This is a genomic window from Bacillus cereus group sp. N12, assembly GCF_016483575.1.
GTDB classification, from domain to species: domain Bacteria; phylum Bacillota; class Bacilli; order Bacillales; family Bacillaceae_G; genus Bacillus_A; species Bacillus_A toyonensis.
In genome coordinates, this window is record NZ_JAEHBO010000114.1 from 1 (window position 1) to 11,918 (window position 11,918).

The following is an 11,918-nucleotide window of genomic DNA, read 5'->3' on the forward strand; positions in this document are numbered from 1 at the left end:
ATATTGTTTTCATTTACTAAAATTAAAAAGGATTGCAGAATGTTGGGAACCCTAAAGGGTTTCCCAACACTCTGAAAAACTCCTCTAATTAAGAGGAGTTTTCTTTTTAGCGATAGTTAATGAATTGTACGTCAATCGGTAAGTCAGCACTGCGAACGGCTGCGATTACTGCTTGTAAGTCATCGCGGCTTTTCGCTGTAACACGTACTTGATCATCTTGTACTTGTGTTTTCACTTTTAATTTCATTTCTTTAATGATGTTGTTAATTTTTTTCGCGTTATCTTTATCGATACCTTGTTGTAACGTTGCGCGTTGGCGAACAGTGTTACCAGTCGCAGCTTCCACTTTTCCATAGTCCAAGTTTTTAATTGGAACGTTACGTTTTACAAGTTTAGAAATTAAAACGTCTTTTACTTGGTCTAATTTGAACTCGTCGTCAGAAGTTAAAACAAGTACTTCTTTTTCTAGTTTAATATCACTTTTACTTCCTTTAAAGTCATATCGGTTTTGGATTTCCTTTAATGCGATGTTAATTGCGTTTGTTACTTCAGGTAATTCTACTTTCGAAACGATGTCAAAAGAACTATCTTTTGCCATAGTTAGCACCTCCAAATAAATTTTTAATCTTTTTATGTACTGTACATACTAAAGTATAGCTGAAAACGAGCTTAGACTTAAGTGTTTTCATACTGATATTCATGTAGCTTCACTTTATTATAGTGAATTTTGGGCAGTTGGACAAATAAAGGAAAAATCGTGTTATAATTAACTTTTGTTTGGAATGATAAAAAAGATAACTTTATATATATAGAAGGGAATTAAAAAATATGTATTTGCAATTAGGATCGATTGAACAGGTAACTGTTTTACGCGAAACGGAAATCGGATATATGGTTGGAAACGAAGAGGAAGAAATCTTCCTACATAAAAACGAAGTAGCTGGAGAAATTGCAGAAGGCGATACGATTGATGTATTCTTATACCTTGATCATCAAAATCGTATTTCAGCAACAATGAAGGAACCAATTATTACAACACATGATTGGAATTGGGTAAAGGTTGTAGAAGTTATTCCTAGTTTAGGTGTGTTTGTTGATATTGGTGTATCAAAAGATATACTAATTCCACTTGATGAGTTCCCGATTTATATGCCAGTATGGCCAGAAGTAGGCGACGAATTATATTGTACGTTAAAATTAACGAATCGTGATCGTTTAATCGCTCTTCCAGCAAGAGACAGTGATATGCAAGAAATTATCGTAGATGCGACGCCATCTATGCGTAATAAAAACGTCAATGGACGTGTGTATCGTTCACTTCAAGTTGGTTCATTCATACTAACTGATGAGCATTTCCGTGCTTTCTTACACCATACAGAAAGAAAAGAACAAGTCCGCATCGGTGAGCGTGTAACAGGTCGTATTATTGACGTGAAAGATGACGGTACAATCAACATTTCACTTCTTCCTCGTAAAGAAGAAGGAATGGAAGATGATGCTGCAGTAATTTATGAATATATGGAAGAAAGAGGCGGAGCAATGCCGTTTTGGGATAAGAGCCACCCAGAAGACATTAAAGAACGTTTCAATATGAGTAAAGCTGCGTTTAAGCGTGCGCTTGGTAAAATGATGAAAGAAGAAAAGATTTACCAAGAAGAAGGTTGGACTTACTTTAAGAAATAAAGTGAATGAAAAAGAACTATTTTTTCTCTAAATTTTTAAGAGAAAAAATAGTTCTTTTTTTTATTATAAAGTAGATAAAAAGTAAATAAGGTGTAATAAAACGTTTAATCTACAAATATTTTACTGTATTTATAAGGAAAAAAGAATATAAAATGGTAAATTGTCGGAAAATATACATTTTTAGAAAAAAAGACACAATATTGTCGTTTTTATATTGGAGATCATCAGAAAATTATTTAAATTGTTAATTGTAAGAATGAAAACAGATGAGAATGGCCACGTACGTACGTATATCGCACCGAATGATGCTAGTACAACGTATAATTATGATCAAACAGGGAAACTATCGGATTTAGCTATTGCAACACCAAAGCAAATGCTACTATTAGAGAAATATGAGTATGACAAAACAGGAAAACGTACGAAGATTAAACATGAAAGTCCTGATGGGAAAATAACGGAAACAAATTATGTATATGATCCAATTAATCAATTATTAAAAGAATCTACACCAAATGGAACAGTTAGAGACTACACGTATGATGGATTTGGCAATCGTACGAGCGTGAAAGTAACAGAAAATGGAAAAGAAACAAAATCAGTAATCGCAACATTTAACGAAGGAAATCAACTTCTAAAATTCGGAAACGAATCGTTAACGTATGACGCAAATGGTAACCGTACATCTGATGGGAAATACACATACACATGGAACGAAGCAGACCAACTTGTTGCTGTAACGAAAAAAGGGGAAGGCAAACCGTTCGCAACATATAAATACGACAACGAAAACCGTCGTATTGAAAAGAACGTAAACGGAAAAGTCCTCCGTCAATACGTTTACAATAAAGACGGCGTCCGCCTAGCAATGAAAATACAAGATCAATCGGTATACTACCACTACAACCCGCGCGGTGACGTAATAGCAATGACCGACAAAGATGGACAAATAGTCGCAAGCTATGAATATGATGCATGGGATAACGTATTAAAAAGCGAAGCAAAAGGAATCGCAGCGGACAATCCATTCGGATATAAGGAGAAAATATGGATAAATATATTGAAATACACAAACCTGCAACGGAAAAAAACGAATATTTTCTAGTATTAGATGAGCATGATAATTTTGAAAATGATAAAATTTTGAATTTGTTATCAACAATTAATAGATATATAGTTGATGTTGATACAAGCATGGAACAATTTATGGAAACAATGATGTCGAAATTTCATTTATATCTTTTAGTGAATTGTGAAGGGGTTCAAGAAGAATTAACAAAGGTGCAAAATTATATTTGGGAAAAAGAATTAAAAGAGTTAAACTGGAAAAAGTCGATCGTAAAGAGCGCAATTTTAATAAACCAGTATGATCCTGCAACTGATATTTTCGATGTGATTTCTCCTGTATGTATGGAGGGAAGCCTCATGTTCCTTTTCTCTGAAAAGGAAGTAAACGAAAATGAGTTAGAGAGTATCATAAAGTATATGAAATTTGATCGGACAAGAGTATATTTCAATAAAGAAACAATTGAACTGGCGGGGGAAATGGGTTATATAGTAGGGCATTTTGAAGATGAGTATTATATAGTATCTTTACGTTCGGAAAAGCAAGTATTTGTTTGCTATGCAGAAGAATGTATCATAGGCTAGAATACAAGCAATAAAACATGAAATAAAAAAAGCACAGTCTTATCTTTTTAAATAAGACCGTGCTTTTTTAGTTTCCCCGCTCAAATATAAGAGAAAATGTATCGTTTAATTCACTATCATTTATTTTAATATTTGCCTTTTTTAATTCGTCTTGTAATAGTTTTTGACTGAATGTAGGGTCAGCGATACGTTCTTCTTCTAAGTTTTTACGAATGGAGTCTTTCACTTCATCATAAGGCTTTAAATCCTTTTTATCAGTTAATTTAATAATGTGATAGCCGTTCGTTGATTTGACGGGATTGCTAATTTCGCCAACTTTTAGTTTGTAGGCAGCTGTTTCAAATTCAGGCGCCATTGTACCTGAATTAAAGTATCCGAGGTCTCCGCCTTTTTCTTTTGATAGTAGATCTTGTGATTCTTGTTTTGCTAATTCTTCAAATGAAGCACCAGCGTCTAGTTTTTTCTTTATTTCTTTCGCTGCATTTTCATCGCTTACTAAAATGTGACTCGCTTTAATTTCTGGTTTATAGTGGTTTTTCACGTCTTTTTCTGTAACGCTTTTCTTAACCGCTTCATGCAGAGCGAGTTTGAACTTCATTTGATTTTTGAAATCAGCCTCATCTTTTAAACGATTGTTTTCTAAAAATCCTTTGAATTGGTCTCCAAATTGATTTTTTACTTTTTGGACCTCGTTATCTACATCATCGTCAGATACTTTATATTTTTTCGTAATAACGTCGTATGCCATCATTTCGTATAGCATGTCTTTTCCGTAACGATCTTTCAATTGTTTTTCGAAGTCGCTCTTCGTAATGGTTGAGTCTGTTGCTGTAGCGACTGTAGCTGAGCCATTCTTTTGTCCGCAAGCAGAAAGCATTAATATACTTATTAGTGCAGTAATAATGAAAATATGTTTCCCTCTCATGCTAACACCTCATCCGAATATGTTATCGCTATTGTAGAATATAGAAGTGAACATGAAGTGAATTTTTAATGTTTTTTCCTGTGAAATGTAAAAAAAGTACATCAACAATTATGTTGATGTACGATGGGATCAAAGGTGATCAGTCTTCTTGGAATATGCGCGCTTGCCCTGCTGAATATTTTTTTGCTCTTGCTCATTTTTTTGCGTGCGTTTTGCATTATTATCGCGAGCTTTTTTGTCGTTATCACTCGTATGTGGCATATGTATCAACTCCATTTCTAAACGTTGTACGTTTATCATTTCCTTTTTCGTAAAGACTATGTATAGCGGTGCATTTATGAAGGGTAAAGGTGGATTAGAGATGGATTTGAAGTTGAATTATACCGAACTTATTAAGAAATTAATCGTTGTAATTATCGCAGGTTTATTAAATGCGATTGGAATGAATTTGTTTTTAACACCAGCGAAAGTGTACGCGAGTGGCTTTGCTGGATTGTCTCAATTACTATCACAAATATTAGGTGATTTTTTATCTATTCATATATCTACAGGGGTGTTGTTTAGTTTATTTAATATTCCTGTCGTTATTTTAGCGTGGAAAAAGGTTGGGAAGGCTTTTACGTTTTTTAGTTTTCTATGCGTTATATTTATGACCTTGTTTTTAGAAATTATCCCAGTTCGAGCGGTTTCGAACGATATTATACTAAATGCAATTTTTGGCGGCATTATTTCAGCGATTGGGGTAGGGGTTGCGTTAAAATGGGGTGCTTCTACAGGTGGTTTAGATATCATTGCGATGATTTTATCTAAGATAAAAGATAAACCTGTCGGTACATACTTTTTCTTTTTTAATGCAATTATTATTATCGCTGCGGGTTATGTGTATGGGTGGGAGAAAGCGTTATATACGTTAGTAACTTTATATGTATCAACGAGAATTATTGATGCCATCCATACTCGCCATGTGAAAATAACAGCGTTAATCGTTACGAAAAATGGTGCAGACGTACGAAAGGCGATTCACTCACGATTAGTGAGAGGGATTACAACTATACCTGCAACAGGTGCTTACACAAATGAAAATAAGGAAATGTTAATGATGGTTATTACTCGTTACGAGTTGTACGAATTAGAAAGGGTTATTAAACAAGTAGACCCAGGTGCGTTCACAAATATACTGCAAACGGTCGGGGTATTCGGATTGTTTCGAAAAGATTAAAGAGGACCAAAGCTGGTCCTCTTTTTTAATGCAAATTCGTAATGTTTTGCAACTGCTCCTGCATCTCGCGTAGCTGAACTTTCTCAGCAGTTGAAGAGTTTGCGTAAGCGGATTGCAAAGCGTTTTTTGCTGTATATACGAGATCTTGTTGTTCAGCGCCGCTTGAACAAGATACGGCATTTGCAACAGCATCTCTAGCTTGTTGGAATAGTAAGTTCCCCATTTAAACCCCTCCAAAAGAAGAGTTACTTCTCGCTTTTTCTGCCTCAGCTAATGTACCTCTGTACGGGAATCTTGCATCATGCTTCATAACAGCATCGGCTCCTTGTTGGATAAAACGTTTTGATTTGTTCTTTTTACCCATTCGAAAAACCCCCTTTATTTAGCTGAAAACAATTGACGCGTTAACTCGGCGTCTAATTATAGTATGAGCGTTTGGCGAGAAACTATAAGCAGGGAATTTTTAGATTACAATCCAAGAACCTCTTCTAAATATAGAGCGATGCCATCTTCTTCATTTGTTAATGTCGTATGATTGGCGAGTGATTTTAATTCAGGTATTGCATTACCCATTGCGATACCGTGACCAGCAAATTCAATCATTTCAAAATCATTATCTTCATCACCGAAAGCGATAATGCGCTCTTTTGGAATGTTGTAATGACTAGAAATTTTTTGCAATCCGACCGCTTTATTTAATCCACTTTTTACAATTTCAATAATTGGCCAAGGTGCGCCCCATTTTCTATGATCGATCACTTCAGCGTGCATATCAGTTAAATGTTGACGAATTGCAACGGAATGATCATCGTGTGCGTCAATTAATAAACAAGTCGGATGGTCGTTTAAAATATTTAATAAATCTCCTGTGAAAATCTTTGGAGAACCAAATTCGAAAATGTGTTTTTTATCTTCATCAATTTCACGAACGTACACATCATCCATCACTTCAGCGTATATATTTTTTACGCCGAAATCAAAGCAAGCTCGGACAATTTCTTGGGCTGTTGCTAGCTCAAGTGGAGAGTGATGTGTGCCCCAATTTGAATCAAGAGGGTGATGCACGTAAGCACCATTAAAGTTTACAATCGGTGTATTAAGATTAAGTTCTTTATAATAATCAAAACTAGCACGGAATGGACGTCCTGTTGAAATGACGACGATATGCCCTTGTTCCTTTGCTTTTGTAATTGTCTGTTTCGTTCGAGTGGAAATTATTTTGTTGTCTGTTAATAAAGTGCCGTCTAAGTCTAATGCGATTAAATGTTGTTTACTCATAATTTCACCTCTTATAATAATTTTTTGTATCTATCTGTATTTCCGTTTTTAATATGCAGAAATAAGAGGTTAGACTGGGTGAGACCACCATAGATGGAAAGTTCACTATATATCCATCTTACGTCGCAAAGTACGGTGGTGTCTACTATTTCTCGTTGGAAATCAAGAAAAGTCAATATTTTTTTAGAAAGTTCAAACAATGTTTCTTTCATTATGTACAAATTGTGAAAAGGGTTACATTGCCCGTATGAGGAGGCTTATAATAAACATGTAATCTTCTCGTATATGTTTGACTCTCCTTTGAAGCTAGCCTACAGGTAGGTTGGTTTCTTTTTTTTCTACAAGTAAGGAAGTAATCCCTGCTTAAGCTTGTGTAATTATATATATTGTAAATCGGTGAACTGTAGTACTTGTTTCCTAAACATGACAGAAAAGCTTTCTTTTAAAATGGATATACTAATGAGGCAAGACGTCATGGAAGGAGAATGAAGATGGGACAAAATCGCAGGTTTCGTTCTGGACAAAAAGCGCCAAATGATGGCGTTTACGTAGAAATTGGTGAAACGGGAAGTATGGTAAAAAATCCGCAAATGGTACAATTAACTGCCGGTGAAAAGTTTCCAGATAACACGAATCATAACCGTCAGTGGACATATAAAAGAAAACCGTAACAGAAGCCGCAATCTTTATTGCGGCTTTTTTTTGTTACATAATATAATTTCATTTACTGTACTTTTTTAAGTAGCATAATGAATGCTCCCTTTTTCTTTTTCCAATAATAAGTTTGAAAATACATAGGCAAATTTATTGTATAAAAAAGTAAGTTGGCGTATAATCAAATCAAAGGTCAAAGAAAGTCAAACTTTTGGAGGGCTGTAAAGATGGACTTAAATCAAATGACAACGAAAACACAAGAGGCGATTATGAGTGCCCAATCTTTAGCGGTATCTCATCATCACCAAGAGGTGGATACTGTTCATCTATTACTTGCATTATTAGAGGAGCAAGATGGATTAGCAGTACGTATATTTCAAAAAATGAATGTTGATATAGAAGCATTGAAGCAAGATGTAGAAAATGTAATTAAAAAGAAACCTTCTGTAACGGGAAGCGGAGCAGAAGTTGGGAAATTGTATATAACAAGCAATCTGCAGCAACTGCTTGTAAGAGCAGGGAAAGAAGCAGAAAAACTGCAGGATGATTACATTTCAGTAGAACATGTATTGCTTGCTTTTTCTGAAGAAAAAGGCGATATCAATCATTTATTTACAAGATTGCATATTACGAAAGATAACTTATTACAGTCTTTAATGACAGTTCGGGGGAATCAAAGAGTGACTAGTCAAAATCCAGAAGCAACTTATGAAGCGTTAGAAAAATATGGCCGTGATTTAGTGGCGGAAGTGAGAGCAGGGAAAATTGATCCTGTTATCGGACGAGATAGTGAAATTCGCCGCGTTATTCGCATTCTTTCACGTAAAACGAAAAACAACCCTGTTTTAATTGGTGAGCCAGGTGTTGGTAAAACAGCAATTGTTGAAGGATTAGCACAGCGTATCGTGAAAAAAGATGTACCAGAAGGGTTAAAAGATAGAACAATCTTTGCATTAGATATGAGTGCACTTGTAGCCGGAGCAAAATTCCGTGGTGAATTTGAAGAGCGCCTGCAAGCTGTATTAAATGAAATTAAAAAGAGTGAAGGCCGTATTTTATTATTCATTGATGAACTTCATACAATCGTCGGTGCTGGTAAAACAGAAGGTGCGATGGACGCAGGGAATATGTTAAAACCGATGCTTGCTCGTGGTGAACTGCATTGTATCGGGGCAACGACATTAGATGAATATCGTAAATATATTGAGAAAGACCCAGCGTTAGAAAGACGTTTCCAACAAGTATTAGCAGAGGAACCGACTGTTGAAGATACAATCTCCATTTTACGTGGTTTAAAAGAGCGTTTTGAAATTTATCACGGTGTAAATATTCATGACCGCGCGATTGTAGCAGCATCTGTTTTATCAGATCGATATATTTCAGATCGCTTCTTACCGGATAAAGCAATTGACCTTGTTGACGAAGCGTGCGCAACAATTCGTACAGAAATTGATTCTATGCCAACAGAATTAGATGAAGTAACGCGCCGTATTATGCAGCTGGAAATTGAAGAAGCCGCTCTTGGAAAAGAGAAGGACTTTGGTAGCCAAGAACGTCTAAAAACATTGCAACGTGAATTATCGGATTTAAAAGAAGTTGCAAGTAGCATGAGAGCGAAATGGGAGAAAGAAAAAGAAGATATTCACAAAGTTCGTGACTTACGTGAACATTTAGAGCGTCTGCGCCGTGAATTAGGAGAAGCAGAAGGTAATTACGATTTAAATAAAGCAGCTGAACTTCGTCACGGAAAAATTCCTGCAATTGAAAAAGAGTTAAAAGAAGCAGAAGAAATGGGCGCGAATAATAAACAAGAAAACCGTTTATTACGTGAGGAAGTAAGTGAAGAAGAGATTGCTGATATTGTTTCACGCTGGACTGGCATTCCTGTCGCAAAACTCGTTGAAGGTGAACGTGAGAAATTATTACGATTAGAGCAAATTTTATCAGAGCGTGTCATCGGACAAGAGGAAGCGGTAAGCTTAGTATCAGATGCAGTTCTTCGTGCGCGGGCTGGTATTAAAGACCCGAATCGTCCGATTGGTTCTTTCATTTTCCTAGGACCAACTGGTGTTGGTAAAACAGAGCTTGCAAAAACGTTAGCACAGTCTTTATTCGATAGTGAAGAGCAAATGATTCGTATCGACATGTCTGAGTACATGGAGAAACATGCTGTGTCACGCTTAATTGGTGCACCTCCTGGATATGTTGGATATGAAGAGGGCGGTCAATTAACGGAAGCAGTAAGACGTAAACCGTATTCCGTTATTTTGTTAGACGAAATCGAAAAAGCGCATCCAGAAGTATTCAACATTTTATTACAAATGTTAGATGATGGACGCATTACAGATTCGCAAGGACGTACAGTAGACTTTAAAAACACGGTTATTATTATGACTTCAAATATTGGATCTGCTCATTTATTAGATGGATTAGAAGCAGATGGTTCCATTAAAGAGGAATCAAGAGAACTTGTCATGGGACAATTAAGAGGACATTTCCGACCAGAGTTTTTAAATCGTGTCGATGAAATTATTTTATTCAAGCCTCTTACAACGAATGAAATTAAAGGTATTGTTGATAAAATTGTAAAAGAATTACAAGGTCGTTTAGCTGACCGTCATATTACGGTAGAATTAACAGACGCAGCGAAAGAATTTGTTGTAGAAGCTGGATTTGATCCGATGTACGGAGCTCGTCCGTTAAAACGATATGTGCAGCGTCAAGTTGAGACGAAATTAGCGAGAGAATTAATTGCAGGCACAATTACGGATAATAGTCACGTAGTTGTTGATGTAGAAAATAACGAATTAGTTGTTCATGTGAAATGAAAATAAAAAAGAGTTCGGATAAAATCCGGACTCTTTTTAGTGTTGTTCTACTGGCTCGTTTGGAATTGCAGCTGAAATCGCTAATACTAATACCGCAAGAACAACTGAGAAAATAGACGCTTGGTTAAAATCGTATGTACCGCCAGTCATAGAGCCGATTACGTAGCTCATCATATGTACAAGCGCGAACGACCAAATTAATGCCCAAATGAAACGCATATTTTACACCTCTATTCGTTCAATCTGTCCTTATTGTAACACAATTGAAAAAAGAATATAGAAAAATATTTGTAGATTTTTCAACGCAAATTTGCATTCCGTTCATACATTATAAAAGAGTGGTTTTATACGTTTAGAAAATAAGGCGGGGGAAAAATGAGTATTACGGAACGTTTTTTTTACTTAGAAAAAGAACCATGTGTCATTTATTTACCGGAGAAGCCAAATGGGTTTTCAGTTATGCTCCTCGGTGATTACAACTACTTTATTGAGAATGGTACAAGTTTATGGACACAGCATGCGGGAAGATCTTATTTTTTACATGGCCTTATTGAGGAAGGCTACACGGTCTTTTCTTCTAATTTATATGGAAGACACTGGGGGAATGACCAATCTGTTCGTCTAGCGAAACGTTTATATGATGTTGTTTTGAGAAAAGAGACATTAAATACGAAAATGCACATTATGGCAGATGGTATGGGTGCGCTTGTAGCGCTTGAAATGATGAACAAATACCCTGAAAGTATACGTTCTGTCATTATGTTAAATCCGTGTTTAGATTTGCCAGAATATGTGGAGTTCGAAAAAGAGCATAAGTTTTTTTACAAAAGATTAGTGAAGGAATTAAGTTTGGCGTACGATTCCAAAGAAGAAGAATTAGAATCAAAAATAAATAAGAAATCATTTACGCTTCTTCCGTCTTGTGTACCTGTTAAAATTTTCGTATCAACACAAGAAAAAAGAGGAAGAAAACAATTGTTACGTAAATACGAGAAAATGAGGCAATTCAATCAATGTGATACTTCTGTCTTATTCCATCTCCAAGATGTGAAATATAAAATGGTTAGACAAACAACGGATTTCTTTAAAAAATATGAAGAAGAATTGTGAGGCTCCCATATACATAAATGAGGAGCTATTTGTTTCAAGGGGAAAGGGTTGGTGGTATGGAACGCGTGCTGATTATAGGTGCACTTACGTTTGTAGGTTATCACCTTGTGAATAAAATGATTGCAGAAGAAGTAGAAGTGTATGGTCTTGATTTTGATGAATACGATAGTATGACAAAAATTAATGAAGAGAAGTTATTGTTAATTGGGCGAAACGCTTTATTTACGTACTATCCAATAAGAGATGAAGATGGATGGAGATCAGTAGAGGAAGAGAATTTCGATGCAGTTTACTTTTGTTTGTGTGAACCAAACCAGCAAAATGGCTTTCGGAATGAAAGAGTCATATTACAATATTTAAAGCGGATTATAAAAATGTGTGAAGAAAATAAAGTAAAGCTAAATCTAATTTCTTCTATTGAGGTAGGATGCACAGGGGAATCCGAAAATAAACGCCTATTTTCTAAAGTAGAAGAAGGGTTAAAAAAAGGGGAATTACAATATAGTGTATTTCGAGTTCCTACATTATATGGTCCGTGGCAACCATCCTTTATGATGTATCATCAGCTCAT

14 protein-coding genes and 1 pseudogene are annotated in these 11,918 nt (G+C 35.6%); 8 read left to right on the top strand and 7 right to left on the bottom strand.

Features of this window, described 5'->3' with window-relative positions; all coding sequences use genetic code 11:
* Window positions 1–106 precede the first annotated feature (106 nt).
* Window positions 107–598, bottom strand: coding sequence for a YajQ family cyclic di-GMP-binding protein (locus tag JDS92_RS27780; protein ID WP_001040146.1), 492 nt, complete (start codon window positions 596–598; stop codon window positions 107–109).
* Window positions 599–828: 230 nt separating this feature from the next.
* On the opposite strand from JDS92_RS27780, the gene JDS92_RS27785 reads away from it, so the two are divergent.
* From JDS92_RS27785 to JDS92_RS27795, 3 genes and pseudogenes are all read left to right on the top strand, one after another.
* Window positions 829–1,683 carry a CvfB family protein gene (locus JDS92_RS27785; RefSeq protein WP_000281280.1) on the top strand — a complete coding sequence of 285 codons (855 nt, stop codon included), beginning with the start codon at window positions 829–831 and terminating at the stop codon, window positions 1,681–1,683.
* A 253-nt stretch (window positions 1,684–1,936) separates the two neighbouring features.
* A pseudogene (locus JDS92_RS27790) lies at window positions 1,937–2,719 on the top strand (RHS repeat domain-containing protein); the annotation flags it as partial.
* 11 nt (window positions 2,720–2,730) lie between these two features.
* A complete protein-coding gene (locus tag JDS92_RS27795) occupies window positions 2,731–3,333 on the top strand; it encodes a hypothetical protein (protein WP_016108001.1) in 603 nt (200 codons plus the stop codon).
* A 67-nt stretch (window positions 3,334–3,400) separates the two neighbouring features.
* Here JDS92_RS27795 and prsA read toward each other — a convergent pair whose 3' ends face one another.
* Window positions 3,401–4,258: a peptidylprolyl isomerase PrsA gene (gene prsA / locus JDS92_RS27800; protein ID WP_199632891.1), complete on the bottom strand. Its 858-nt coding sequence runs from the start codon at window positions 4,256–4,258 to the stop codon at window positions 3,401–3,403.
* 129 nt (window positions 4,259–4,387) lie between these two features.
* Window positions 4,388–4,519 carry a DUF3941 domain-containing protein gene (locus JDS92_RS27805; RefSeq protein ID WP_001120851.1) on the bottom strand — a complete coding sequence of 44 codons (132 nt, stop codon included), beginning with the start codon at window positions 4,517–4,519 and terminating at the stop codon, window positions 4,388–4,390.
* 100 nt (window positions 4,520–4,619) lie between these two features.
* Between JDS92_RS27805 and JDS92_RS27810 the strand changes: the two genes are divergently transcribed.
* On the top strand, window positions 4,620–5,477 hold the full coding sequence (locus tag JDS92_RS27810; protein ID WP_000364440.1) for a YitT family protein: 858 nt from the start codon (window positions 4,620–4,622) through the stop codon (window positions 5,475–5,477).
* A 25-nt stretch (window positions 5,478–5,502) separates the two neighbouring features.
* On the opposite strand, the gene JDS92_RS27815 is transcribed toward JDS92_RS27810, so the two are convergent.
* The 3 genes from JDS92_RS27815 to JDS92_RS27825 all read right to left on the bottom strand — a co-directional run bounded on the left by JDS92_RS27815 (window position 5,503) and on the right by JDS92_RS27825 (window position 6,755).
* Window positions 5,503–5,700: a DUF3813 domain-containing protein gene (locus tag JDS92_RS27815; RefSeq protein WP_000527396.1), complete on the bottom strand. Its 198-nt coding sequence runs from the start codon at window positions 5,698–5,700 to the stop codon at window positions 5,503–5,505.
* The gene (locus JDS92_RS27820; RefSeq protein WP_000516816.1) at window positions 5,701–5,841 is read right to left on the bottom strand and encodes a hypothetical protein; all 141 of its coding nucleotides are present in this window, start codon (window positions 5,839–5,841) and stop codon (window positions 5,701–5,703) included.
* 104 nt (window positions 5,842–5,945) lie between these two features.
* Complete coding sequence (locus tag JDS92_RS27825; RefSeq protein WP_000043171.1) at window positions 5,946–6,755, bottom strand: Cof-type HAD-IIB family hydrolase; 810 nt, start codon at window positions 6,753–6,755, stop codon at window positions 5,946–5,948.
* 491 nt (window positions 6,756–7,246) lie between these two features.
* Here JDS92_RS27825 and JDS92_RS27830 point away from each other — a divergent pair, with 491 nt between their 5' ends.
* Both JDS92_RS27830 and clpB read left to right on the top strand, forming a co-directional pair.
* Complete coding sequence (locus JDS92_RS27830; protein ID WP_016082481.1) at window positions 7,247–7,426, top strand: YjzC family protein; 180 nt, start codon at window positions 7,247–7,249, stop codon at window positions 7,424–7,426.
* A gap of 210 nt (window positions 7,427–7,636) precedes the next feature.
* Window positions 7,637–10,237, top strand: a complete 2,601-nt coding sequence (clpB, locus tag JDS92_RS27835; RefSeq protein ID WP_098911383.1) for an ATP-dependent chaperone ClpB — start codon at window positions 7,637–7,639, stop codon at window positions 10,235–10,237.
* Window positions 10,238–10,273: 36 nt separating this feature from the next.
* Here the strand turns inward: clpB and JDS92_RS27840 are convergent, their stop codons facing one another.
* Window positions 10,274–10,456 (bottom strand): YjzD family protein, encoded by a 183-nt coding sequence (locus JDS92_RS27840; protein WP_001211112.1) that lies wholly within the window; start codon window positions 10,454–10,456, stop codon window positions 10,274–10,276.
* A 156-nt stretch (window positions 10,457–10,612) separates the two neighbouring features.
* Between JDS92_RS27840 and JDS92_RS27845 the strand changes: the two genes are divergently transcribed.
* Window positions 10,613–11,347 carry a lipase family protein gene (locus JDS92_RS27845; RefSeq protein ID WP_000028709.1) on the top strand — a complete coding sequence of 245 codons (735 nt, stop codon included), beginning with the start codon at window positions 10,613–10,615 and terminating at the stop codon, window positions 11,345–11,347.
* A gap of 29 nt (window positions 11,348–11,376) precedes the next feature.
* A partial coding sequence (locus JDS92_RS27850) for an NAD-dependent epimerase/dehydratase family protein (protein WP_199632892.1) occupies window positions 11,377–11,918 on the top strand: 542 nt, incomplete at its 3' end.